Origin of the sequence: Bacteroides sp. ZJ-18 (assembly GCF_011038705.2) — a bacterium.
In the GTDB taxonomy this organism is placed as follows: Bacteria; Bacteroidota; Bacteroidia; order Bacteroidales; family Bacteroidaceae; genus Bacteroides; species Bacteroides hominis.
In genome coordinates, this window is the sequence record NZ_CP072198.1 from 2,125,447 (window position 1) to 2,149,936 (window position 24,490).

General features: G+C 40.9%; 22 protein-coding genes. 19 read left to right on the plus strand and 3 right to left on the minus strand.

Annotation, left to right across the window (positions count from 1 at the left end; genetic code table 11):
- Nucleotides 1-262 precede the first annotated feature (262 nt).
- The 15 genes from G7Y45_RS08345 to G7Y45_RS08415 all read left to right on the plus strand — a co-directional run bounded on the left by G7Y45_RS08345 (nt 263) and on the right by G7Y45_RS08415 (nt 16,035).
- Nucleotides 263-994 carry a type III pantothenate kinase gene (locus G7Y45_RS08345; RefSeq protein WP_005775814.1) on the plus strand — a complete coding sequence of 244 codons (732 nt, stop codon included), beginning with the start codon at nt 263-265 and terminating at the stop codon, nt 992-994.
- Nucleotides 981-2,255, plus strand: coding sequence for a hypothetical protein (locus G7Y45_RS08350; protein ID WP_005775815.1), 1,275 nt, complete (start codon nt 981-983; stop codon nt 2,253-2,255). The genes G7Y45_RS08345 and G7Y45_RS08350 overlap by 14 nt, the downstream gene beginning before the upstream one ends.
- Before the next feature lie 45 nt (nt 2,256-2,300).
- Nucleotides 2,301-3,626 (plus strand): hypothetical protein, encoded by a 1,326-nt coding sequence (locus tag G7Y45_RS08355; protein ID WP_165015973.1) that lies wholly within the window; start codon nt 2,301-2,303, stop codon nt 3,624-3,626.
- Nucleotides 3,627-3,630: 4 nt separating this feature from the next.
- On the plus strand, nt 3,631-4,248 hold the full coding sequence (gene lptC, locus G7Y45_RS08360; protein ID WP_005809955.1) for an LPS export ABC transporter periplasmic protein LptC: 618 nt from the start codon (nt 3,631-3,633) through the stop codon (nt 4,246-4,248).
- A gap of 2 nt (nt 4,249-4,250) precedes the next feature.
- On the plus strand, nt 4,251-5,507 hold the full coding sequence (locus G7Y45_RS08365; RefSeq protein ID WP_005809954.1) for a hemolysin family protein: 1,257 nt from the start codon (nt 4,251-4,253) through the stop codon (nt 5,505-5,507).
- 120 nt (nt 5,508-5,627) lie between these two features.
- A complete protein-coding gene (locus G7Y45_RS08370) occupies nt 5,628-7,766 on the plus strand; it encodes a peptidylprolyl isomerase (RefSeq protein WP_005775820.1) in 2,139 nt (712 codons plus the stop codon).
- A 177-nt stretch (nt 7,767-7,943) separates the two neighbouring features.
- The gene (rlmN, locus tag G7Y45_RS08375) at nt 7,944-8,978 is read left to right on the plus strand and encodes a 23S rRNA (adenine(2503)-C(2))-methyltransferase RlmN (protein WP_165015976.1); all 1,035 of its coding nucleotides are present in this window, start codon (nt 7,944-7,946) and stop codon (nt 8,976-8,978) included.
- A gap of 75 nt (nt 8,979-9,053) precedes the next feature.
- Entirely contained in the window at nt 9,054-10,100 is a 1,047-nt protein-coding gene (locus tag G7Y45_RS08380) for a DUF4837 family protein (protein ID WP_005775822.1), read from the plus strand.
- Between the two features lie 4 nt (nt 10,101-10,104).
- A complete protein-coding gene (gene pdxA, locus G7Y45_RS08385; protein ID WP_005775823.1) occupies nt 10,105-11,202 on the plus strand; it encodes a 4-hydroxythreonine-4-phosphate dehydrogenase PdxA in 1,098 nt (365 codons plus the stop codon).
- Nucleotides 11,203-11,226: 24 nt separating this feature from the next.
- Complete coding sequence (locus G7Y45_RS08390) at nt 11,227-12,453, plus strand: sigma-54-dependent Fis family transcriptional regulator (RefSeq protein WP_005809949.1); 1,227 nt, start codon at nt 11,227-11,229, stop codon at nt 12,451-12,453.
- On the plus strand, nt 12,440-12,961 hold the full coding sequence (gene lptE, locus G7Y45_RS08395; protein ID WP_005775825.1) for an LptE family protein: 522 nt from the start codon (nt 12,440-12,442) through the stop codon (nt 12,959-12,961). Before G7Y45_RS08390 ends, lptE begins: the two co-directional genes overlap by 14 nt.
- Nucleotides 12,962-12,966: 5 nt before the next feature.
- On the plus strand, nt 12,967-13,731 hold the full coding sequence (locus tag G7Y45_RS08400) for a tetratricopeptide repeat protein (RefSeq protein WP_122296602.1): 765 nt from the start codon (nt 12,967-12,969) through the stop codon (nt 13,729-13,731).
- A 4-nt stretch (nt 13,732-13,735) separates the two neighbouring features.
- Nucleotides 13,736-14,116, plus strand: a complete 381-nt coding sequence (secG, locus tag G7Y45_RS08405) for a preprotein translocase subunit SecG (RefSeq protein WP_005775827.1) — start codon at nt 13,736-13,738, stop codon at nt 14,114-14,116.
- Between the two features lie 170 nt (nt 14,117-14,286).
- Complete coding sequence (locus G7Y45_RS08410) at nt 14,287-15,675, plus strand: MFS transporter (protein WP_005775829.1); 1,389 nt, start codon at nt 14,287-14,289, stop codon at nt 15,673-15,675.
- 6 nt (nt 15,676-15,681) lie between these two features.
- Complete coding sequence (locus G7Y45_RS08415) at nt 15,682-16,035, plus strand: PqqD family protein (protein ID WP_005809943.1); 354 nt, start codon at nt 15,682-15,684, stop codon at nt 16,033-16,035.
- An 81-nt stretch (nt 16,036-16,116) separates the two neighbouring features.
- Here the strand turns inward: G7Y45_RS08415 and G7Y45_RS08420 are convergent, their stop codons facing one another.
- The 3 genes from G7Y45_RS08420 to G7Y45_RS08430 form a co-directional block, all read right to left on the minus strand.
- The gene (locus G7Y45_RS08420; protein ID WP_005775831.1) at nt 16,117-17,172 is read right to left on the minus strand and encodes a DUF4831 family protein; all 1,056 of its coding nucleotides are present in this window, start codon (nt 17,170-17,172) and stop codon (nt 16,117-16,119) included.
- Nucleotides 17,173-17,245: 73 nt separating this feature from the next.
- Nucleotides 17,246-18,757: a bifunctional ADP-dependent NAD(P)H-hydrate dehydratase/NAD(P)H-hydrate epimerase gene (locus G7Y45_RS08425; protein WP_032539640.1), complete on the minus strand. Its 1,512-nt coding sequence runs from the start codon at nt 18,755-18,757 to the stop codon at nt 17,246-17,248.
- Between the two features lie 43 nt (nt 18,758-18,800).
- The gene (locus tag G7Y45_RS08430; protein WP_165015979.1) at nt 18,801-20,141 is read right to left on the minus strand and encodes a DUF5690 family protein; all 1,341 of its coding nucleotides are present in this window, start codon (nt 20,139-20,141) and stop codon (nt 18,801-18,803) included.
- Nucleotides 20,142-20,388: 247 nt separating this feature from the next.
- Between G7Y45_RS08430 and G7Y45_RS08435 the strand changes: the two genes are divergently transcribed.
- The 4 genes from G7Y45_RS08435 (at nt 20,389) to G7Y45_RS08450 (ending at nt 24,490) form a co-directional block, all read left to right on the plus strand.
- A complete protein-coding gene (locus G7Y45_RS08435) occupies nt 20,389-21,024 on the plus strand; it encodes a class I SAM-dependent methyltransferase (protein WP_032531821.1) in 636 nt (211 codons plus the stop codon).
- Nucleotides 21,025-21,724: 700 nt separating this feature from the next.
- Nucleotides 21,725-22,243 carry a capsular polysaccharide transcription antiterminator UpcY gene (gene upcY, locus G7Y45_RS08440; protein WP_008658901.1) on the plus strand — a complete coding sequence of 173 codons (519 nt, stop codon included), beginning with the start codon at nt 21,725-21,727 and terminating at the stop codon, nt 22,241-22,243.
- A gap of 169 nt (nt 22,244-22,412) precedes the next feature.
- Nucleotides 22,413-22,811, plus strand: a complete 399-nt coding sequence (locus G7Y45_RS08445) for a UpxZ family transcription anti-terminator antagonist (protein WP_005775838.1) — start codon at nt 22,413-22,415, stop codon at nt 22,809-22,811.
- Nucleotides 22,812-22,972: 161 nt separating this feature from the next.
- Nucleotides 22,973-24,490 carry a lipopolysaccharide biosynthesis protein gene (locus G7Y45_RS08450; protein ID WP_005775839.1) on the plus strand — a complete coding sequence of 506 codons (1,518 nt, stop codon included), beginning with the start codon at nt 22,973-22,975 and terminating at the stop codon, nt 24,488-24,490.

Below are 24,490 nucleotides of genomic sequence, written 5' to 3' on the forward strand. Positions count from 1 at the left end.
TGTATTGTAGGTTTTTCTGGGTTTTTATACATACGTAAGGCGTTGCTAATCAATGGTGAAAACTGGATGTTTGGTTTTGGGTTTTCTGCCTTCCTTTTCGTGTGCTTTTTCAGGCGGGTTTTCTGTTTTAAAACGTGTTTCTTCGATAGCTCGTCAAGTCGTCTTTTGGGGGCTTTTCTTTGCCTCCCAATGCTTTTTATTTCTTATTTCAGTATGCAAATAAATTTTATCCCTTATCTTTGCACCCTCAAACAGAGAGAAAGTGAACTTAATTATCGATATTGGAAATACAGTAGCCAAGGTAGCGCTTTTTGACCAAACTTCTATGGTAGAAGTTGTTTACGATTCTAATCAATCTCTGGATTGTTTAGAGGCAGTTTGCAGCAAATATAATGTTCGAAAAGCAATTGTTGCCACTGTTATAGACTTAAACGAATGTGTGTTGGCTCAGTTGGGTAAGCTCCCTGTACCCATTTTATGGTTGAATTGCAATACGCCGCTTCCGGTAACGAATCTGTATGAAACACCTGAAACTCTCGGCTATGACCGGATGGCTGCTGTTGTAGCGGCCAACGATCAGTTTCCCGGTAAAGACATTCTGGTGATTGATGCGGGTACATGTATCACTTATGAATTTATTGACTCTTTGGGGCAATATCATGGTGGAAATATTTCGCCCGGATTATGGATGCGTCTCAAAGCGCTTCATCAGTTCACCGGGCGTTTGCCTTTGATCAATGCGGAAGGACGCCTGCCGGATATGGGAAAAGATACTGAAACAGCCATTCGTTCCGGAGTGAAAAAAGGGATAGAATACGAAATTGCAGGGTATATTACGGCTATGAAGCATAAATATCCTGAACTTTTGGTTTTTTTAACGGGCGGAGATGATTTTTCTTTTGATACGAAATTAAAAAGTGTCATCTTTGCAGATAGATTTTTAGTGTTGAAAGGATTAAATAGAATATTAAACTATAATAATGGTAGGATATAAACAGACACTTTGTGCGCTTCTGCTCACGATATTATTACCCGGAGTGGCAATCGCTCAAAATAATACAAACTCTCCTTATACACGATATGGTTATGGTCAGTTGGCTGATCAGTCATTTGCAAATAGTAAAGCAATGGGAGGGATTGCTTATGGGTTGCGCAATGGATCACATATTAATCCGTTAAATCCTGCTTCTTACACAGCGATTGATTCGTTGACTTTTCTTTTCGACGGAGGGTTTTCGATGCAAAATACCAACTTCAGTAGTGAAGGAACAAAGCTGAATGCGAAAAATTCAAGTTTTGACTACATCGCCATGCAGTTCCGTTTGCAAAAATGGATAGCCATGAGTATTGGTTTGTTGCCTTATTCGAGTGTCGGCTATAGCATGGCAAAAGCAGATAAAGACGTTGCGTCGGAAGATGCGCAGAATGTGACTACATTTTCCGGAGACGGCGGGTTGCATCAGCTTTATGTAGGTTTTGGAGTGAAAGTGCTTAAAAATTTGTCTGTCGGTGCGAACGTGTCTTACTTTTGGGGTGAAATAACACGTACGGCACGCATTGCTTTCCCGAATAATGAAAATGCTTTTGCTTTTCAAAATGTTGATTATTTGTCCGTTCGCGACTATAAATTGGATTTTGGGGCACAGTATACACAACAGTTTGGCAGAAAACATGCTGTTACTTTAGGAGTTGTGTTCTCACCTAAAAAAGATTTGCATAATGAAGCTTATGTGCAAAGGGCAACACTTACCAATTCCAATAGTAACCAGACAGTTGCGGTGAGCACTATCGATACGGTGGCCACCTATGGGACACCAAACAGTTTTGGAGTGGGACTCACCTACGAATATGACAAACGTCTGATCATTGGTGCAGATTTTAATTTGCAGAAATGGGGAGATGTAACCTATATGAATCAACCTAACGCCTTTTGCGATGCAATGAAAATTTCAGTAGGTGCCGAATATATGCCGAATCGTTTTTCACGCAGTTATCTGGCACATATTAAATATCGTGTTGGCGGATATTATTCGGAACCCTACTATAAGATAGGGGGGGAGAGAGCTTCTCGTGAGTATGGAGTGACAGCCGGTTTGGGGTTACCGCTTCCGGGGTCACGTTCGCTAATCAATGTTTCAGCCCAATACATTAAAGTACACGGACTGAGAGCTGGTATGGTAGATGAAAATACATTGCGGTTGAGTCTTGGAATTACCTTTAATGAAGGCTGGTTCTTCAAACGTAAAGTAAAATAACAGAAAGAATAGACGGTATTATATAACAACTAAAATTTAGATACAATGAAAATTAAAACGCTTGTGGCTGTGTTGTTTCTTTCGGCGGGAGCAACAACTGTGGTAGCACAGGACGACGCTAATTGTAATTCGAACAGTAGTATTTCTCACGAAGCGGTGAAAGCAGGCAACTTTAAAGATGCCTATACTCCGTGGAAAGCTGTTTTGGAGAACTGTCCGACTCTTCGTTTCTATACCTTCACAGACGGTTATAAAATTCTGAAAGGGTTGCTGGGACAGATCAAAGACAGAAATTCTGCTGAATACAAACAGTATTTTGACGAGTTGATGAATACCCATGATCTTCGTATGAAGTATACTCAGGAATTTTTGGGAAAAGGTGTGAAAGTATCATCAGAGAACGAAGCTTTGGGAATCAAGGCTGTTGATTATATTGCCTTTGCTCCTAAAATGGATGTAAACCAAGCTTATGAGTGGCTGAAAAAGTCGGTAGATGCTGTAAAAGGTGAATCTTCGGGAGCTACTATATTCTACTTCCTGCAGATGTCACATGATAAACTGAAAACAGATCCTGCCCACAAAGAACAGTTTATTCAGGATTACCTGAGTGCATCCGAATATGTGGACGCTGCCATAGCTGCTGCTGATAAAGAGAGTACAAAGAAAGCGCTTACTGGTATCAAAGACAATCTGGTAGCTCTGTTCATCAATAGCGGTACAGCCGATTGTGAATCACTGCAAGCAATCTATGCTCCCAAAGTAGAAGCTAATCAGACAGATCTGGCTTATTTAAAGAAAGTTATCGACATTATGAAGATGATGAAATGTACAGATAGTGAAGCCTATCAACAAGCTTCATTCTATGTGTATAAAATAGAGCCTTCAGCTGAAGCTGCTACAGGATGTGCCTACCAAGCTTATAAGAAGGGGGATATTGAAACTTCTGTGAAGTTCTTTGATGAAGCGATTAATCTGGAAACGGATAATGCGAAGAAAGCGGAAAAAGCTTATGCTGCTGCCAGTGTTTTAACTACTGCTAAGAAGTTATCTCAGGCAAGATCATATGCTCAGAAAGCAATCAGTTTCAATGAAAACTACGGTGCTCCTTATATCCTTATTGCTAACCTGTATGCAATGAGTCCGAACTGGAGTGATGAATCAGCATTGAATAAGTGTACTTATTTTGTGGTTATTGATAAGTTGCAGAAAGCTAAATCTGTAGATCCGAGTGTTGCAGAAGAGGCTAACAAAATGATCGGTAGATATTCCGCTTATACTCCGCAGGCTAAAGACTTGTTCATGTTGGGTTACAAAGCTGGTGACCGCATCACTATCGGTGGCTGGATTGGAGAGACTACAACGATCAGATAAATTTATGTTGCGACAACAAAGTAACAGTTTATTAAATAAAAGTTTGAGCATAACAATTGTCTTCGGGGCAATTGTTATGCTTCTTTTATTTTCTTCCTGTGGCGGAAGAAATAAGGCAATGGCCGATGCCATTACCGAACGGGATTCCCTGCCTGTCATGGACACGCGAGGGGTGACGACTCTTATATCCGATTCCGGAGTTACGCGTTATCGGGTCAATACTGAAGAGTGGCTGATTTTTGACAAGAAGAAACCCTCGTATTGGGCCTTTGAGAAGGGAATTTATTTGGAGCAGTTCGACTCCTTGTTTCATGTAGATGCAAGTATAAAGGCAGATACGGCTTATTATTACGACCGTGACCGGCTTTGGAAGCTTATTGGGAATGTAGACATTAAAAGTCTGAAAGGAGATCATGTCAGTACCGAATTATTATACTGGAATGAAGCCACCAAGAAAGTATATACCGATAAATTTGTCCAGATGGAGCAGCCCGATCAGGTGATAACCGGATATGGTTTTGAGTCGGATGACCGATTTCTGAAGCCGGTTGTTCACAATATTGCCGGTATATTTTATGTTGACCAAGATGCCGAAAAGGCAAAAACAGATTCTGTAAATTAGTTATGAGTATCATTATTTACCTGTTGATAACCATGGCATTCTCCGCCTTCTTTTCCGGTATGGAGATTGCTTTTGTTTCGGTAGACAAACTTCGTTTTGAAATGGATCGGAAAGGGGGAGTGTCGTCTCGTATTCTTTCGCTTTTCTTCCGGAACCCGAATGATTTTATTTCTACCATGTTGGTCGGGAATAACATTGCTTTGGTTATCTATGGTATATTGATGGCACAGATTATCGGTGATAATTTGCTGGCCGGGTGGATTACCAATCATTTTGTGATGGTATTGATACAGACCGTTATTTCTACATTGATTATCCTGGTAACAGGAGAGTTCTTGCCAAAAACGCTTTTTAAGATCAATCCGAATCTGGTTCTGAATGTATGTGCGCTTCCTCTTTTTATCTGTTATATCATTCTTTATCCGATATCCAAATTCTCGTCGGGAGTTTCTTATCTTTTCCTTCGCCTGTTCGGGATGAAAGTGAATAAGGAGGCTTCGGCAAAAGCTTTTGGAAAAGTAGACCTCGATTATTTTGTCCAGTCGAGTATAGATAATGCCGAAAGCGAAGAGACCCTGGATACAGAAGTGAAAATCTTTCAGAATGCTCTCGATTTTTCGACGGTTAAAATACGAGATTGCATTGTTCCCCGTACGGAAGTAGTAGCCGTTGCATTGGATACCTCGCTTGAGGAACTTAAAAACCGGTTTGTGGAATCCGGAATATCAAAAATAATTGTTTATGACGGAAACATAGACAATGTCGTGGGGTACATTCATTCGTCGGAAATGTTCCGTAACCCGAAAGACTGGCGCGACCATGTGAAAGAGGTACCTATTGTGCCCGAAACAATGGCTGCCCATAAGCTGATGAAACTGTTTATGCAGCAAAAGAAGACTATTGCCGTAGTAGTGGATGAGTTCGGAGGAACTTCGGGCATTGTCAGTCTGGAAGATCTTGTTGAAGAAATTTTTGGTGACATAGAGGATGAACATGACAATACTTCCTATATCTGCAAGCAAATCGGAGAGCATGAATATGTGCTCTCGGCCCGTCTTGAAATAGAGAAAGTAAATGAAACTTTCGATTTGGACCTCCCGGAGTCCGATGACTATCTGACAGTGGGAGGATTAATCTTGAATCAGTATCAGAGTTTCCCAAAATTGCACGAATTGGTATCCGTGGGTAAATATCAGTTTAAAATAATTAAGGTTACAGCAACGAAAATCGAACTTGTTCGGCTGAAAGTGATGGAATAATGATCGATAACTGTAATTTTTTAGCTAATAAATAGATGCATATTAGCATTTTTTGTATCTTCGTGCGCTAAAACCAAAGATGAAGAAAATAATAATAACAAATAAATCGTATTAATCAAAATGGCAACATTACAAAACATTAGATCCAAAGGACCCCTGTTGGTGATCGTTATTGGTTTGGCTTTGTTTGCTTTCATTGCGGGCGATGCCTGGAAAGTTCTCCAGCCACACCAGTCGCATGATGTAGGCGAAGTCAACGGAGAAACTCTTTCTGCTCAGGACTACCAGAATATGGTAGAAGAATATACTGAAGTCATCAAGTTCTCCAGCGGAATGAGTTCATTGAACGATGAACAAACCAATCAGGTGAAAGACGAAGTATGGCGTAGCTACGTGAACAATAAACTGATTGAAAAAGAAGCGAAGAAGCTGGGGATTACAGTTTCAAAGGCTGAAATTCAGTCTATCATCAACGAAGGTGTGAATCCGTTGCTGCAACAGACTCCGTTCCGCAATCCGCAAACGGGTGCTTTCGATAAAGATATGTTGAAGAAATTTTTGTCTGACTATTCTAAAATGGACAAAACTAAGATGCCGTCTCAATATGTAGAATACTATGAAGGCATGCACAAACTTTGGTCATTCGTTGAAAAAACTCTGATTCAGAGCCGTCTGGCTGAAAAATATCAGGCATTGGTGACAAAGGCTCTTTTCTCTAACCCGGTTGAAGCACAAGATGCTTTCGATGCAAGAGTGAACCAATCGGATGTACTGTTGGCTGCTGTGCCTTATTCTTCAATTGTTGATTCTACCATTACAGTGAAAGAGTCAGAGCTGAAAGATCTCTATAATAAGAAGAAAGAACAGTTCAAACAATATGTTGAAACACGCAATATCAAATATATCGATGTACAGGTGACTGCCAGTGCGGAAGATAAAGCCGCTATTCAGCAGGAAGTGACTGATTATACAAATCAGTTGGCTACTGCTAATGGTGATTATACTACTTTCATCCGTTCGACAGGATCTGAATATCCTTACGTTGATTTGTATTACACTAAAAGAGCTTTTCCGTCAGATGTAGTTGCACGGATGGATTCAGCTTCAGTGGGACAGGTATATGGTCCTTATTATAATGCCGGTGATAATACCATTAACTCTTTCAAGGTTTTGTCTAAAGTGGCTGCTGCCGATTCTGTACAGTTCCGTCAGATTCAGGTTTATGCTGAAGATGCTGCTAAAACAAAAGTTTTGGCTGATAGTATTTATACAGCAATTAAAGGTGGGGCCGACTTCACCGCTTTGGCTAAAAAGTATGGACAGACAGGTGAATCCAACTGGATTTCTTCTGCTAACTACGAAAATGCACAGATTGATGGTGACAACCTGAAGTTTATCACCACGATCAACAACCTGGGAGTGAACGAACTCTCTAATGTAGCATTGGGACAGGGTAACATCATTTTGCAGGTTACTGACAAGAAAGCTGTGAAAGATAAATATAAAGTTGCCGTAATCAAACGCGCAGTTGACTTCAGCAAAGAAACTTATAATAAGGCATATAATGACTTCAGTCAGTTTATCGCAGCCAATCCGACGGTAGAAAAGATGGCGGCTAATGCTGAAGAAGCAGGTTATAAATTGCTTGAAAGAAATGATTTGTATAGCTCGGAACACGGAATCGGTGGTATCAGAGGAACCAAAGAAGCTCTGAAATGGACATTTGCTGCAAAACCCGGTGAAGTTTCCGGTTTGTATGAATGTGGTGAGAGCGATCGTATGCTGGTTGTCGGCCTGGTTAACGTGATCGAAGAAGGTTATCGTCCTTTGGCTCAGGTTCAGGATCAGTTAAGAGCAGAAATCATTCGTGATAAGAAGGCTGAAAAAATTATGGCTGACATGAAGGCTGCCAATGCAACTTCTTTCGATCAGTATAAATCAATGGCCAATGCAGTGAGCGATTCAGTGAAACACGTAACATTTGCGGCTCCTGCCTATGTAGCTGCTTTGCGTAGTAGCGAACCGCTGGTAGGTGCTTATGCATCGGTAGCCGATATTAATAAACTGAGCGCTCCTATCAAAGGTAATGGCGGTGTATTTGTATTGCAGGTATATGCCAAAGATAAGTTGAATGAAACATTCGATGCCAAGGCAGAGGAGGTTACTCTGGAAAATATGCATGCCCGTCTGGCTGCCCGTTTCATGAACGATCTTTATCTGAAAGGTGATGTAAAAGACAAGCGTTACCTGTTCTTCTAAAAACAAGACTCGTTTTCTTCAGAAAATAGTTTTATAGATAAAAGGTCATTCCTTGTGGAATGGCCTTTTCTTTTTGTTCTCTCTTTCCTTCTTCTTATTAACTTTTGTCCTTTCTCTTTTCAAAAATCAACTTTTATTCCTTACATTTGCATGAATAAATAAATATTTGTAGTAAATATGCCCAAATATCCGCTTTTAGGAATGACTCTTACCGAATTGCAATCTGTTACCAAAGACTTGGGGATGCCGGCTTTTGCGGCCAAACAGATAGCTTCCTGGTTGTACGATAAAAAAGTGACTTCTATTGACGAAATGACTAATTTGTCGTTGAAGCATAGAGAATTGCTGAAAGGCGAGTACGATTTGGGAGTAGTCGCACCCGTGGATGCTATGCGTTCCATAGATGGTACGGTGAAGTATCTTTATCGCGTGGGAGAGAACCATTTTGTTGAAGCGGTATATATTCCTGATGAAGACCGGGCGACACTGTGTGTGTCTTCCCAGGTGGGGTGTAAAATGAACTGCAAATTTTGCATGACGGGCAAGCAAGGATTTACAGCAAGTCTGACTGCCAATCAGATTTTAAATCAGATCGCGGCATTGCCGGAGCGGGACAAGTTGACCAATGTCGTTATGATGGGGATGGGTGAACCGCTTGACAACTTGGATGAAGTTTTAAAAGCATTGCATATCCTGACAGCTTCGTATGGATACGGTTGGAGTCCAAAACGTATAACTTTGTCGTCGGTGGGGTTACGGAAGGGACTACAGCGTTTTATTGAAGAAAGCGAGTGCCATCTGGCCATCAGCCTGCATTCTCCCTTTCCTTCACAGCGTTCAGAGTTGATGCCTGCCGAAAGAGCCTTCTCGATAAAAGAGATGGTCGATCTGTTAAAAAACTATGATTTTAGTAAACAACGCAGACTTTCGTTTGAATACATTGTTTTTAAAGGCGTCAATGATTCGTTGATTTATGCCAAAGAGCTGGTAAAGTTACTTCGTGGGCTTGATTGCCGGATGAATCTGATTCGCTTTCATGCCATTCCCGGAGTGGATCTTGAAGGTGCCGATATGGAGACTATGATGGCATTTCGTGATTATCTGACGTCGCACGGATTGTTTACTACGATTCGCGCTTCAAGGGGAGAAGATATTTTTGCTGCCTGTGGTATGTTATCGACTGCCAAGCAGGAAGAGAGTGACAAGAATTAATATAAATTATCAGTTTCGTAGACTATATGTATACGATGATTTCGTAGTTTTGTGAAAACATTAAAATTGATGCATATGAAAAAGTACCTGTTTTACCTCAGTATGGCTCTTGTAGCAGTAGTATTGTTTTCTTGTAAAGGCGGCAAGAAAAGTGTGTTTACTCCAACTTCCAGCGGACGTGCTTACGAAATCCTGGTGGTCGTTGATAATCCAGTGTGGGAGCGTCCTGCCGGTAGAGCTTTGTACAATGTGCTTGATACAGATGTACCCGGACTTCCGCAATCGGAACGTTCGTTCAGAATCATGTCTACTTCTGCGAACAATTTCGATGCTATCCTGAAGCTGGTACGTAATATTATTATCGTAGATATACAGGACATCTATAGTCAGCCTAAATTTAAGTATGCCAAGGATGTATATGCATCTCCCCAGATGATTCTGACTATTCAGGCTCCGGACGAAGCCACATTTGAAAAGTTTGTGAATGAAAACAAGCAAGCAATTATCGACTTCTTTACCCGTGCCGAGATGAATCGCCAGATTTCCTTGTTAGAGAAAAACCACAATGATTTCATTTCGAAGAAGGTTAACAGTATGTTCGATAGCGACATCTGGCTTCCGGCTGAGTTGGGCAGTTCAAAGACTGGAGAGGATTTCTTCTGGGCAGGTACGAATACAGCTTCCGCTGATCAGAATTTTGTGATCTACTCTTATCCGTATACCGATAAGGATACGTTTACGAAAGAGTTTTTCATCCATAAACGCGATTCTGTGATGAAAGCTAATATTCCGGGAGCTAAAGAAGGTATGTATATGTCGACAGACTCGACTACAGTCGAGGTTCGTCCAATCGATATTCATGGCGACTATACAATGGAAGCACGTGGGCTTTGGCGTATGAAGGGTGACTTCATGGGTGGTCCGTTTGTTTCGCACACTCGTCTGGACAAGGCTAACCATCGTATTGTCACTGTAGAGGTATTTATTTACTCACCAGATAAATTGAAACGTAACCTGATGCGCATGTTGGAAGCGTCTCTGTATACTTTGCAACTTCCTACCGAGAAGAAGCAGGAGCAGATTCCGATGGGCATAGAGCAGGAGGAGAAAACTAACAAATAACAAAATGGAAGATAACAAAATAAAAATTGGTATCACTCAGGGAGACATAAACGGGGTAGGATACGAAGTAATCTTGAAGACTTTTGCCGACCCCGTCATGTTGGAACTTTGTACACCGGTCATTTACGGTTCGCCGAAGGTGGCTGCATATCACCGTAAATCACTCGATCTGCCTACTAACTTCAGTATTGTCAATACTGCTGCAGAAGCTGCACACAATCGGTTGAGTGTAGTCAATTGTACGGATGACGAAGTGAAAGTCGAGTTTTCAAAACCCGATCCGGAGGCCGGTAAAGCAGCTTTAGGGGCACTTGAAAAAGCGATAGAGGAGTTCAGGGAAGGGTTGATTGATGTCATTGTGACAGCTCCTATTAATAAGCATACAATTCAGTCCGAAGGATTCGCTTTCCCCGGACATACTGAATATATTGAAGAGCGTTTGGGAGACGGTTCGAAATCTCTGATGATCTTGATGAAGGAGGATTTCCGTGTGGCTTTGGTGACCGGTCATATTCCGGTTCGGGAGATAGCTTCTTCGATAACCAAAGAGCTGATTCAGGAGAAACTTGTCATTTTCAACCGTTCGTTGAAACAGGATTTTGGAATCGGCGCACCTCGCATTGCAGTGTTGGCACTGAATCCACATGCCGGAGATGACGGGTTGCTCGGTACGGAAGAACAGGAGATCATTTCTCCGGCTATCCAGGAGATGGCTGCTAAAGGAATCTTATGTTATGGTCCTTATCCGGCTGACGGCTTTATGGGATCGGGTAATTTTACCCATTTTGACGGAGTGCTCGCTATGTATCATGATCAGGGACTGGCACCTTTCAAGGCATTGGCCATGGATGAAGGTGTGAATTATACGGCAGGTCTGCCTGTGATACGCACTTCTCCGGCGCACGGTACAGCCTATGATATTGCAGGAAAAGGGGTTGCTTGTGAAGATTCATTCCGGCAAGCCATTTATGTAGCGATTGATGTATTCCGTAACCGCCAGCGTGAAAAGGCAGCACATGCCAATCCGTTGCGTAAACAATATTACGAAAAAAGAGACGACAGTGACAAACTGAAGCTCGATACAGTAGATGACGATATTTAACCAGGAAGGGAGTTTAGTGCGAATATGACAAAAGCGGAAATACAACAAGTAAAACTAAGGTTCGGTATTATTGGTAACACTGAAGCCTTGACGCGTGCGATAGATGTTGCCATACAGGTAGCGCCTACCGATTTGTCCGTGCTAATAACCGGAGAGAGTGGTGTCGGCAAGGAAAGCTTTCCTCAGATTATTCATCAGTATAGCCGTCGTAAACATGGCCAGTATATTGCCGTGAACTGTGGTGCTATTCCTGAGGGGACCATTGATTCGGAACTATTTGGGCATGAAAAAGGGGCTTTTACAGGTGCTATTGGTGAGCGGAAAGGATATTTTGGCGAGGCCGACGGCGGGACTATCTTTCTGGATGAAGTCGGGGAGTTGCCTTTGCCTACTCAGGCGCGTTTGCTTCGTGTGCTTGAAAGCGGAGAGTTTATAAAAGTAGGTTCTTCCAAAGTGCAGAAAACAGATGTCCGTATTGTGGCTGCTACCAATGTCAATCTGACACAAGCCATTGCTGAAGGGCGTTTTCGTGAGGATTTGTATTACCGTCTCAATACGGTACCCATCCAGATTCCTCCTTTGCGGGAACGTGGAGAAGACGTGCTGTTGCTGTTCCGCAAATTTGCAAGTGATTTTGCGGAGAAATATCGTATGCCTGCGATACAACTGACCGAAGATGCCAAACAGGTTTTATTGTCATATTCATGGCCGGGTAATGTGCGCCAATTGAAGAATATCACGGAACAGATCTCCATCATTGAGACAAATCGTGAAATCAATGCTTCTATTTTGCGGACCTATCTGCCTGCCCAGAATACACAACGACTGCCGGCTTTGTTCGGTGTAAAGCCCGGGAAGAGTTTTGAAAGTGAACGTGAAATTTTATATCAGGTTCTCTTTGATATGCGGCAGGATGTGACCGAACTGAAAAAGCTTGTGCACGAAATCATGTCCGAACGCGGAGCTGTAGCTTCCAATGTTGGTACGTTTTATGCCCCGGCTCCTGTTGTGACGCCTCCGCCTTCTGTACCTGCCCTGATCCATCCGGTCAAGCCTAATTGTCCCGATGACGATGACATACAGGATACCGAAGAGTATGTTGAAGAGTCTCTTTCGCTGGACGAGGTAGAGAAAGAAATGATACGTAAAGCCCTTGAGAAACATCATGGCAAACGAAAAAGTGCGGCAAAGGACCTCAATATCTCTGAGCGTACCCTTTACCGAAAAATAAAAGAATATGGATTGGAATAAAAAGATAATGCGAATCTCACTACTGGTTGTCACGCTGGTAGTGGGCATCTCGTGTACTGTTTCTTATAAATTTAATGGTGGTAATATCAATTACGATAAGGTAAAGACTATTTCTATAGCCGACTTTCCTATAAAGTCGGACTATGTTTATGCACCGTTAGGTACTAAATTCAATGAAGATCTGAAAGATATCTTCCTTCGCCAGACTCGCCTGAAGCTGGTGAATAATAATGCCGACCTTCAGATTGATGGAGAAATCACCGGATACAACCAGTATAACCAAGCTGTTTCGGCCGATGGATACTCTTCTGAAACGAAGCTGACGATTACGGTAAATGTTCGTTTTGTGAATAATACGAACCATGAGCAGGACTTCGAACAGCAATTCTCGGCTTTCCGTGTCTACGACTCAAGGGAGTTACTGACAGCTGTTCAGGACGGACTGATTGCGGAGATGACCAAAGAGATTACAGATCAAATATTTAATGCAACGGTAGCAAATTGGTAATTGGGATGATTTCTGCTAATTTACAACAATGGATTCAGCATCCTGAAACGCTGAATAAAGATACTTTGTACGAGTTGCGGACACTTGTCACACGCTATCCTTATTTCCAGTCGCTGCGTTTACTCTATCTTAAAAATCTTTATCTGTTACACGATATCTCTTTCGGTGCGGAGCTTCGTAAAGCCATATTATATGTGGCAGATCGCCGGAAGCTGTTTTATCTGATTGAAGGTGAGAGGTATATTTTGAAGCCCCGTAAAAAGAATATGCCTTCCGAAGCAGAAGTGTTGGAGGAAGAGCCCGGTCTGGATCGTACACTCTCCCTGATCGATGCTTTTTTGGCCACTGTGCCTGAAGAGGTTTCCGGGCAGACAAGTCTGGACTATTCAACGGATTATACTACTTATCTGTTACAGGAAGATGAAGAAGATTCCGCTCCGGAACAGTCGGAGATTCCGAAACTTCGTGGGTATGAATTGATCGATGGCTTTATCGAGAGAAGTGAGGGAGAAACATCCATTCGTCTGCAGCCCGCAGCTAACAATGAAACGCTTCCCGTGGAAGAAGAGGGGGAGGCGCATCATGAAGAAGATGAAGATGATAGCTGTTTTACCGAAACATTAGCCAAAATATATGTCAAACAGCACCGATATTCCAAGGCACTTGAAATTATTAAAAAATTAAGTTTGAAATATCCAAAAAAAAATGCTTACTTTGCAGACCAAATCAGATTTTTAGAGAAATTGATTATTAACGCTAAATCAAAATAACAAAATGTACTTATTATTAGTTATCTTAATGGTTATTGCAGCCATACTGATGTGCTTCATTGTGTTGATTCAGAACTCAAAAGGCGGTGGTCTTGCTTCTGGGTTCTCGTCATCTAACCAGATTATGGGTGTACGCAAAACTACAGACTTTCTGGAAAAGGCAACTTGGGGCTTAGCTGCATTTATGGTTGTGATGAGCATTGCTACTGCTTATGTTGTTCCGACTTCTTCTTCTAAAACGCAAGATGTCATCATGGAACAGGCTCAGCAGGAAGAACAGACCAACCCGTATAACCTGCCTGTAGGTACTACTGCGCCGAAGACGGATGCTGCTGCTCCGGCTGAAGCACCTGCAACAGAAACTCCGGCAACTCCGGCAAACTAACAACAGATTCTTTTTAAGAAACGATAAGTGAAGCTGCAATTTCAAACCGAAACTTGCAGCTTCACTTGTTTTTAGCCGTAAAATGTATCTTTTTGTTAGGCATACAAGGCGGATTTAGTTACCTTTGTTCGCTATAACACTTTTACTAACTTCTGAGTTTAAATATTACAATGACAGAACAATTGAGAAACAAACTGAGTGACTCCAAAACACTTCGTTGGAGTGTGCTCGCTCTGGTCGCTTTTACTATGCTTTGCGGCTATTTCCTTACTGACGTAATGTCTCCTTTGAAACCCATGCTCGAAAAAGAGCTCCTTTGGGATAGTTTGGATTATGGATTCTTTACCAGCGCTTACGGGTGGTTTAATGTATTCCTGCTGATGTTGATTTTTGGTGGTATCATTCTCGATAAGATGGGAGTTCGTTTCACCGGAATGGGAGCCTGTATACTGATGGTGCTGGGTTGTGGACTGAAATATTATGCTATTTCTACAACTTTCCCCGAAGGCGCTTTGATTATGGGCTTCAAAACTCAGGTCTTTCTGGCTGCTTTAGGATATGCTATCTTTGGTGTAGGTGTAGAGATTGCAGGTATTACGGTTTCCAAGATTATTGTAAAATGGTTTAAGGGCAAAGAGATGGCTTTAGCCATGGGACTTGAGATGGCAACCGCGCGTATCGGTACTACTTTGGCAATGGTACTTACTGTTCCTATTGCCGATTATTTTGGCTATACGGATGAAAGTGGCAGTTTCCATACCAATATTCCGATGCCTATTTTGTTGTGTCTGATTATGCTGTGCATCGGTACTATCGCCTTCTTTATCTATACCTTTTATGATAAGAAACTTGATGCTTCTTTAGATGCTCAGGGAGAAGAACCGGAGGAACCGTTCCGTATGAAGGATGTTATGCTTATTGTTACTAATAAGGGATTCTGGTTGATTGCTTTATTGTGTGTATTGTTCTATTCCGCTGTCTTCCCCTTTATTAAATATGCAACCGACTTGATGGTGCAGAAGTATAACGTAGATCCTAAATTGGCCGGAAATATCCCAGGATTACTACCGATAGGGACCATCTTCCTGACTCCGTTGTTTGGTACTCTTTATGACCGTATCGGTAAGGGAGCTACATTGATGATTATCGGTGCCGTTATGTTGATTGGCGTACATACTTTGTTTGCGCTTCCTATCCTTAATGTATGGTGGTTTGCCACTGTAATTATGATAATTCTGGGTATTGCCTTCTCACTGGTGCCTTCTGCCATGTGGCCTTCTGTTCCGAAAATTATTCCGGAGAAACAACTGGGTACAGCCTATGCCCTGATTTTCTGGGTACAGAACTGGGGATTGATGGGTGTTCCTTTGTTGATCGGATGGGTACTGAATACTTATTGCAAAGGTCCCGTTGTAGATGGTGCACAGACCTATGATTATACTTTGCCTATGTCTATCTTTGCTTGTTTTGGTGTTTTGGCACTGATTGTGGCTTTGATGCTGAAAGCTGAAGATAAGAAGAAGGGATACGGATTGCAGGAAGCGAATATTAAGAAATAACAGAATATGGCAGACGCGAAAGAGAAAATAAATCTTCTGGATGTAATTCCTTTCCGTAGTGAGAATATTACAGCCGAAAAGGGAAGCGATGGTACCGTTACCATTGCTTTCCCCCGGTTTAAATATGAATGGATGCGGCGTTTTTTATTGCCCAAAGGAATGTCTCCGGATATTCATGTCCGGCTGGAAGAACATGGTACTGCCGTATGGGAGTTAATTGACGGGAAGCGGACCGTACGCCAGATTATTGAAGAACTTGCAGAGCATTTCGATCACGAAGAAAATTACGAATCGCGTATTACTGCTTATATCACCCAGTTGCAGAAGGACGGATTTGTGAAATTAGCAGTTACGAACTGACGGTGTTTGAAAAGCACAATTTAAGAAAATAAAAAAACTCCGACTGACCTGTATAGATCAGCCGGAGTTTTTTTATCAGTTTTATTCTCCTTCTTCCCTATCTACTTTAATCAATCCTCCTGTAGCCGGATTGAAAGTAACTTGTACGGTCGATTTTTTATTGAAAAGAGCCGGAGCCAGATATTCAATTGTTCCGAACTGTGTAACGGGAAGTTCACCGTTAAACCATTCTTTTTTTCCTTCTATGAGCGTCACTTGCGCCTTACCGGGTACGTTATAAGCTATGCCGTCTACTTTCTTTTTGCCATCGTCTTCCGGTACATTGACTGTTTTCAGATTTTTCAGAGTAATGTAAACCGGTTCTCCTGCCAGATCATTATTGGCAACTATACCCAGTTTCCTGGAAAAGCGGAAGGCCACTTCGTTATCCATCTCTTTTTCCGGATTCAGGCGGATAGTAAATATCCGCTCGTCTTTATTCAGTGTACCTGAGAACATTTCGGTCATGGCAGCTTCCTGTTCTTCCAGGTTGGCAAGCATTATCTTCAGTTGTTCTCCGTCTTTAGGCATGTTGTCTGCCTGTCCGCGTACTAAGGCGTTTTTGCTTTCGCGGATGTTGTAGATTTCTTTGGCGACCAATTCAGCCATTTTAGCTGTAGAACCTGCCATCAGAATCTCTTCTGTCAGAAAATCGCGTGGATTTACTTTTTTTCTCAGCGTAGTGGCTGGTTGTATAGGTGCAGACTTCTTCGGACTTAACGGTACATTGATCGATTTAACAATACCGTCTTCGGTCAACTCTATCAACGGAGCCACTGTTTTATCCTTCAGTTTGACGAAATAGGTATGGTCACTATCGGGGATACCGACAGATTTGGCTTTGACGCTGACCAGTTCCCAATATTCCTGAGGCTCTCCCGACACATCGGTCAGCCGCAGATAACGGTCGGCATATTTGCTGAATTCTCCCGGAGTGTATGTCACTTTATTGGCTTTGACTTCAATGTCGATTGCTGTTTTAGGAAGTGCATAGGTCACCCCGTAATCTTTTCCCCGGGTAACTCCCGCTGTAACTTCTGTCTGGGCATATGCCGAGGCAGAAAGTAACAGTCCTGTCAGTATAATTAGCTTTTTCATTTTCCGGTTTATTTTAACTGGTTTAAAAAACAAAGTTAATGAAGTTATTTGGAAAATCATAAGTTGTTAACCTTTATTCGCTTACCAGACGCCAGGCCATTGGCAGATAATTGACAATATCTCCGGCTGTCATACCGATAACGCCCTGCTTTTTGCGTGCGAAATCGCCGGCCAAACCGTGTACGTAAGTACCTATTTTAGCTGCTTCTTCAGCCGGGTATCCCTGTGTCAGTAAAGCCAGTACGACACCTGTCAACACATCTCCACTTCCGGCTGTCGCCATGCCCGGATTACCTGTGGAGTTGAAATAACATTTGCCCGAAGGGGTGATAATTGCTGAATAAGCTCCTTTTAATATAATATGTACTTTAGCGGTACGAGCCAGTTCACAAGCTTTCATCAGTCGCTCGTACGAATTCTGGCATTTGCCCACCATACGTTCCAGCTCCTTGGGGTGAGGGGTCAGGATGGAGCCTTTGGGGAGCGTGGTCAGTGCATGGCGGTGGTTGGCTAATATATTCAGTGCATCGGCATCCAGCACCAAAGGAGTCTGGCATCCACTGAGTTGCTCGAGCAATGCGGCTTCTGTTTCTTCTGAGCGTCCGATTCCCGGACCGATACCTACCGCCTGATAGTCATCTGTATCTGTGGGAAAAGCAAAGCAGGAATCACTGGCATCGAGTTCGACAATTGCTTCCGGGACGGAAATCTGTAGGATGTCATTGTTACGCATGGGTGCGTGTACAGTCAGCAATCCTACCCCCGAACGCATACAGGCACGGGCCGCCAGCACCGAAGCCCCTGCCATACCATACGATCCGGCAATCAGCAAGGCGTGTCCGAAATTTCCTTTGTGTGAAAAGGGGCTGCGGGGCTTGATCAAAGCATGTATCTCTTCTGCTTCCAATAAGGCATAATTGCTTTCTGTTTCTTCGATGGCTTCATGGCTGAGGTTGATATCCAGCAATTTCCATTCACCAACGAATTCGGCATTCTCTGCGAAGAGAAAAGCCAGTTTGGGCAATTGCAGGCTCAGTGTCAGATGGGCACGGATGATATTGGCTTTTACGTTAAATGTGTTTTCTTCTCCCATCAATCCCGAAGGGATGTCGATAGCAACCACTGTAGCAGGCGATGCATTGATATATTTCACTACAGCCGCGAAACCGCCGCTTAACGGTTTATTGAGTCCCGAACCAAAAAGTCCGTCCACTACCAAATGATCCATTGTCAGGGTAGGAGGTACGAATTGTGTGCTTACTTCACTGAACTTCACATTATCCATCATTTCCACCAATTCTTTGTTGGTCTGACAGTCGGCTGACAGTTCTCCTTTCGGGTTGAACAGATAGGCTTCAACCTTATATTCCTTTTCCGCCAGCATGCGGGCCACGGCAAGGGCATCTCCGCCGTTATTACCCGGTCCCGCAAATACCGTGACAGGAGTTGTGATGTCCCAACGTTCAGTGATGGCTTTTGTCAGTGCCTGCGCTGCCCGTTCCATCAGGTCGATCGATGCAATCGGTTCATGTTCTATGGTGTAAGCATCCAGTTTTTTGATGCTGCTACTTGGAAAAATCTTCATGGTGAACTTTTATTTTAAGTTTTTTGACCCACAAAGATAGCAATTAATATACGAAATCAGGAACTTCTTTTTCTTCTTCTTTTTTTCTGAATACGCCTGTTTTTCCGTAGTTCTCTCTACGATAACGTTGATGCAGATAGATAAATGAACATACGAAAGCGACAAAACAAATCACTCCTACATAGCCGGCCATCAGGTTGTAGAAAGTAGTCCAGTTAATGTCAGGTGAAAAGAATTCCTTGACAGCCAATACGATAACCGTACCCGTATAACCGAGAAAATCATTCATGGCAATAAAGAAACCTACATTACCCCGGATTTTGAAGCAAGCGATAAAACGGTCGAAGAAAATGGTCTGAAAAGTGAGAAAAGCCAGATAAAGACAGAGGCTCTGAATGAATAACCAGACAATAGCGTTTAATTGCAATTGTTCGTAGCCAAATGAAACCACTGCCATCACTACCATGCTGATGATGATCAATCCCAGTAATATCGATAATGCTTTCAAGTTGCTTCGTACAAAAACCATCAACCCGAAAATGACAAGGATAATGATAGTTACTACGCTGTCTACCTGAGCAAACATCCACGAAGAGTATTGGGATACATCGATAATCTTCACCAGGAAGTCTTCTTTGATATCCCTTAAGATTGTCAATACTACATTGGCAATGAAGAGCAGGGTGAGAAATGGCATAAAATTCTTGAAGATATCCCAACGCTGTTTGCCGTTCAGTGTTTCCCGTTTCGATTTCATGGCGATATCTTCGGCCGTGGGTTGTGGGAGCCGGTTCAGAGAATAACCCAATAGGGCGAGTATGGGTAAAGCAATACCTCCGATCAGAGCCGGCATCCAGAATTCACTTATGTTTAAAGTGTCCATAACAAACAAGCCGGCGGACTTAGCTGTTCCCGAGCTGATAACCATACTGACACCCAACAGGCTGGCGAGTATGTCCGTCATGCGGCGTCCTTCTATAAAACTAAAAATGATTCCCCACATACATCCCAATGAAAGACCGTTCAGAAACATAGCTCCTATATTATAAGGTGCAGGTAGTAGTCCGAACAGTATCAACGAAGCTTCTGCCAGTACAATGGAGATCAGGATGAATTTCATCCGGTTTTCCCGTTTCAATTCTGAAATGAGTTTGATCCCAATGAACTTGGAAAGTACGTATCCTAATATCTGTGCGATAGTGACCACTACTTTATAATCCATTCCAAATGCCTCAAGTCCATCGAATCCGGCAGCCGTATAAGGTTTTCTTAGTGCATAAACCAGTGAGTAGGAGAGCAATGCAGCACCACCTGCCCAAAGAATGAAAAGGAAATCGGAAAGTTTCTTTTGTGAATTAGTTTTTACTTGTTGTACATTGTCCATAACATCTGCTTGTTGTTTTCTGGCGCAAAAATAGGTCCCTCGTATTACAGACCTGTTACTGAATATATGAATATTTATTATTAATAGATATTGATAATGAAAGAGTTATGTTGTAATGTTTATGTAATATTTATGAAATAGAAACGAAATTCATGCTGTGCTTCTATCGAATAAATTCCCTACTTTTAGGTATTGCCTGTTTATGTGGAATCTGTAACTTTGTTTGCGAAACCAAAACAAATAATAAATGAAAAGAAAAAGCCTTATTAACAGAATCTTGCAGAATGTCCGTAAACCCGAAGGATTCTTTGGAAGAATGATACTCTGGGGAATGAATCAGGGACATGCTTCGTTGGCTCATTGGGGAATGTCTTGTATGGAGTGGCATCAGGGATGGAACGTGCTTGATATAGGTTGCGGTGGTGGTGCCAACCTGGCGCAAATCCTCAAATATTGCCCGCAAGGTAAGGCTTTTGGCATAGACATTTCACCGGAAAGTGTTGCTTTTGCACGAAAAAGAAACAGAAGGCAACTTGGTACACGTTGTTTTGTAGAGCAGGGGAGTGTCGATCAACTTCCATATTCCGATCACAGTTTTAATGTGGTCACCGCTTTTGAGACCATTTACTTCTGGAGTGACTTACAGCATACTTTTACTGAAGTGGCACGTGTCTTGAAGCCTGGCGGTGCTTTTCTTATCTGTTGCGAAATGAGTGATCCGACGAATGAAGTATGGACCAGTCGTGTCGAAGGAATGGTGGTGTATTCCGAGGATCAGCTGAAGGCCACTCTTGTTAATGCCGGTTTTACCAATATAGCCATGTACCGCCGCAGAAAAGAGGAATTATGTATAATAGGGCATAAGAAAATGATGCAGTTGTAAAGGATACCGATGGTTAGCTTACTACTGAATGTATTAACAATGTTAATGGTAAGAAGAGAAGTTTAATTGCTTGCCGATAACTTATTAACTTCGTATTTTTATGAAGTTAATATCCTATGGTTACGAAGTTAACTTTAACACTGTGTTAAAGTTAACTTCCTATAATCATTTTATTAATACCCTGTTTGCAGGAAATCAGATGATTATATGTTTGTTGTTTAGTTCAGGTAGAATCATCCTTTTACATTTAAAATATGAAGTTGTCAATTTATCAAGTTAGCATTAATACTTCTTGTTATTTAATTAAATGCTTGTTTTTATATTTTTCTATAATACATATATTATAGTACTTCCCTTCTTTATGAAGATTTGAATTATACTTTTGATTTACATGGGTATAGCCATGTTTTGTGAAAATAATCTGTGAAAAGTTTTGGAGACTCGAAAGAAGGTTTTACCTTTGTAACCGAAAATATATATGCGTGTGAATACTCTTTTTTGAATCGAATATATATTTCAAATAAAATAATTCAACGTATCAGATGGTTCTCAAATCTGATGCGAATACTTTTTCTATATCCAATCATTAAAAAACTTAATTTGTAAATTGCTGAAAATAAGGCGTATTTTTTAAATATTCCTGTTTTTAACAAATTTTCATCCTTAGTCATTACTGAAACTTTTTCTTACGAACGTAGTCTTGGAGACAACAGATAGCGATAAACATTGGTATGTCGTACTGACACGAACTAACTCAGAACGTAAAGTTCGGGATTATTTTCAATTGCAGGAGGTAGATACCTTTCTTCCTGTACAAAACCGTGTCATAGAGCGTGAAGGAAAACGCATTGAGCGTGAGCGCCTTTTGTTGCCCCGTATGGTTTTCGTTCATATCTCCCGTCAGGAAATGGCCGCCGTCCGAAGCACACTGAATGTATACGATTTCCTTCGTGATCGTTCCACCGGGGCTCCTACCTGTATCCCTGATGCGCAAATGGCTGATTTTCGCTATATGCTCGATTACTCCCAGGATCAGGTGATCCTGACAGGAGAGTCCATTCCCAAAGGTACTCGTGTAGTAGTTGCCAAGGGCGATTTACAAGGCTTGCGGGGAGAATTGGTCCGCTATAATAATAAATATCATATTTTAGTACGTATCGATATGTTCGGTAGCGCTATGGTTACAATTCCGGCCAGTTACGTCCGGAAAGAGAAATAAGAAATATATATGTAAAGAAAATGCCATTATATGTAATGGCGATGACAATATATGTAACGGGTGATAACAATATATGTAATGCCCCGTTACGTCATTAGATACAATTCTCTTTTATATAAGTCAAAAACCGAAGAAAGAATCGACGAATCATAATTCATTCCTTTTTAAAATGAAAAATTCTCTGTGTAACTCTGTGTCCTCTGTTGTGAAAAAGCTTCTGGAGTATGGTGAGGACGGTACTCCTGTCTATGTGAATGAACTTACTGCGTTAAATCAGGAACTCCGTAATTTGTGTGCCGATCTTCTTCTCCGGAAGGGGGAATCTCCAGAAGAAGAAGCGGAAATACTTGTTGCCTTGTTCAAAGGTTACGATACCATGCTGTTTAATGTCTCCGCAGAGAATGAACAGGTTATTCAAGAGTTATTGGATCGTTCAATGGCTGTTTTAGAAAAACTTCCTGCCTCTGTTTTGAAATGTCAGTTACTGTTGGAGTGCTTTGAGCAGACGGGGGATGAGGAGCTGATAGCCAGCTTAGGGACCGTTCTGGATGTTATGGGTATAATGTAAGTCAGTTATGAAGTGTTTGTAGTGTATTTTTTTAATAAATATAGAGCTTAATTATTTTAAACTGTAAAAGTTTAATTGATAGATTTTTATTTTTTATAAGAATGGTGTAACTAATAGAATTTATCTCTCTTATTAGAATATTGTTTATAAATCCTTATTAAATGAATAAAGGGGGCAAGCATATTGCAAAGAATACTGTAATATTGTATTTACGTATGATGGTAACTATGTTGGTTACATTATATACATCAAGGATTATATTAGAAAGCCTTGGGATTGAAGATTATGGTATTTATAATGTTGTAGGAGGAGTTGTCACATTATTTTCATTTATTAATGGTGCAATGACAAGTGCAACTCAGAGATATATAACTTTTGCTATAGGAAAGGGTGATGCAATAGAACTTCCTAAAGTGTTTAGCATTAGTCTTTTATCGCATTTTTCCATAATAGCTATAGTATTGTTATTTTCGGAAACTATTGGATTATGGTTTTTAAACTCTTATATAAGTATACCTAATGGAAAAATAGTAGAGGCTAATTTGGTTTACCAATTTTCGATTTTGGCTTTTTGTTTTCAGATTATAAAGGTTCCATATGATGCAAATATAATTGCACAAGAGAAAATGTCTATTTATGCATATGTAAGTATTGCAGAAGTAATAATGAAGCTTTGCATTGCTTTCTTGTTGCAATTATTTTTTAGTGATAGACTTGTTTTGTATGCTTTCTTGATATTTTTTTCTTCTGTTCTATTTTACTTTATAAATAAACTTTTTTGTTTAAAAATATATCCTTATTGTAAATATCGTTTCTATTGGGATAAGAATATATATAAAGAATTGATGAGTTTTTCTGGTTGGAGTTTCCTTGGTCAGGTCGCTATTGTATTTTCTAGTCAGGGGAATAATATATTATTAAATATGTTTTATGGAGTAGTTGTCAATGCAGCATTAGGGATTTCAAATCAAGTAAATTCCGCATTGATGAGTTTTGTTAGTAATTTCCAGACGGCTTTTAAACCTCAAATAACTAAGTCTTATGCAAATAGTGATTTTGAATATCTTTTCAATATGATGTTCTATACATCTAAAATGTCATTCTATTTGATATATTTATTGGCTATTCCAATTATTTTTAATATAGATGCTATTTTACATTGTTGGTTAACTATTGTTCCAACTTATACTTCAAACTTTTGTATATTAATGATTATTTATTCATTAGTTGATGCTGTGACTGGTCCTTTTTGGATGGCTATTTTTGCAACTGGAAAAATAAAAAAATATCAAATAATATTGAGTTTGTTTGTTTTTTCAAGTATTATTTTGTCTTATTTTTTGCTTTATTTTGGAGGATCTCCGGAAAGTGTATTATGGATAAGAGTTGGTATAAATATATTAGTATTGTTGATTAGAGTTTATTTTGTAAAATATTTATTAGGAGTTCCTCTGGAGCTTTTTCTGCAAAAAGTGTTGTTCCCAGTTGGTTGTGTTGTCACATTAAGTATTCCTTTATCTTATCTAATATATATGCAAATTTATAATTTTCATTTTATTTTTATTCTTATCGTAATATTGCTATTAAATGGGGTTATAGTAATGTTTGCTGGTATAAATAAGAATGAAAGGGGGAAAATATATAATATGGTGTATAATTTAAAACTTAAAAAAGTGTAA

Bases quoted from the DNA above. Each gene is read 5' to 3' on its own strand.
- G7Y45_RS08435 (WP_032531821.1), top strand. From the start codon at position 20,389: ATGAAAAGAAAAAGCCTTATTAACAGAATCTTGCAGAATGTCCGTAAA.
- G7Y45_RS08390 (WP_005809949.1), top strand. From the start codon at position 11,227: ATGACAAAAGCGGAAATACAACAAGTAAAACTAAGGTTCGGTATTATT.
- G7Y45_RS08380 (WP_005775822.1), top strand. From the start codon at position 9,054: ATGAAAAAGTACCTGTTTTACCTCAGTATGGCTCTTGTAGCAGTAGTA.
- G7Y45_RS08415 (WP_005809943.1), top strand. From the start codon at position 15,682: ATGGCAGACGCGAAAGAGAAAATAAATCTTCTGGATGTAATTCCTTTC.
- G7Y45_RS08370 (WP_005775820.1), top strand. From the start codon at position 5,628: ATGGCAACATTACAAAACATTAGATCCAAAGGACCCCTGTTGGTGATC.
- pdxA (WP_005775823.1), top strand. From the start codon at position 10,105: ATGGAAGATAACAAAATAAAAATTGGTATCACTCAGGGAGACATAAAC.
- G7Y45_RS08450 (WP_005775839.1), top strand. From the start codon at position 22,973: ATGAATAAAGGGGGCAAGCATATTGCAAAGAATACTGTAATATTGTAT.
- G7Y45_RS08430 (WP_165015979.1), bottom strand. From the start codon at position 20,141: ATGGACAATGTACAACAAGTAAAAACTAATTCACAAAAGAAACTTTCC.
- G7Y45_RS08410 (WP_005775829.1), top strand. From the start codon at position 14,287: ATGACAGAACAATTGAGAAACAAACTGAGTGACTCCAAAACACTTCGT.
- G7Y45_RS08425 (WP_032539640.1), bottom strand. From the start codon at position 18,757: ATGAAGATTTTTCCAAGTAGCAGCATCAAAAAACTGGATGCTTACACC.
- G7Y45_RS08355 (WP_165015973.1), top strand. From the start codon at position 2,301: ATGAAAATTAAAACGCTTGTGGCTGTGTTGTTTCTTTCGGCGGGAGCA.
- lptC (WP_005809955.1), top strand. From the start codon at position 3,631: ATGTTGCGACAACAAAGTAACAGTTTATTAAATAAAAGTTTGAGCATA.
- G7Y45_RS08445 (WP_005775838.1), top strand. From the start codon at position 22,413: ATGAAAAATTCTCTGTGTAACTCTGTGTCCTCTGTTGTGAAAAAGCTT.
- G7Y45_RS08400 (WP_122296602.1), top strand. From the start codon at position 12,967: ATGATTTCTGCTAATTTACAACAATGGATTCAGCATCCTGAAACGCTG.
- rlmN (WP_165015976.1), top strand. From the start codon at position 7,944: ATGCCCAAATATCCGCTTTTAGGAATGACTCTTACCGAATTGCAATCT.
- G7Y45_RS08350 (WP_005775815.1), top strand. From the start codon at position 981: ATGGTAGGATATAAACAGACACTTTGTGCGCTTCTGCTCACGATATTA.
- secG (WP_005775827.1), top strand. From the start codon at position 13,736: ATGTACTTATTATTAGTTATCTTAATGGTTATTGCAGCCATACTGATG.
- G7Y45_RS08365 (WP_005809954.1), top strand. From the start codon at position 4,251: ATGAGTATCATTATTTACCTGTTGATAACCATGGCATTCTCCGCCTTC.
- G7Y45_RS08420 (WP_005775831.1), bottom strand. From the start codon at position 17,172: ATGAAAAAGCTAATTATACTGACAGGACTGTTACTTTCTGCCTCGGCA.
- lptE (WP_005775825.1), top strand. From the start codon at position 12,440: ATGGATTGGAATAAAAAGATAATGCGAATCTCACTACTGGTTGTCACG.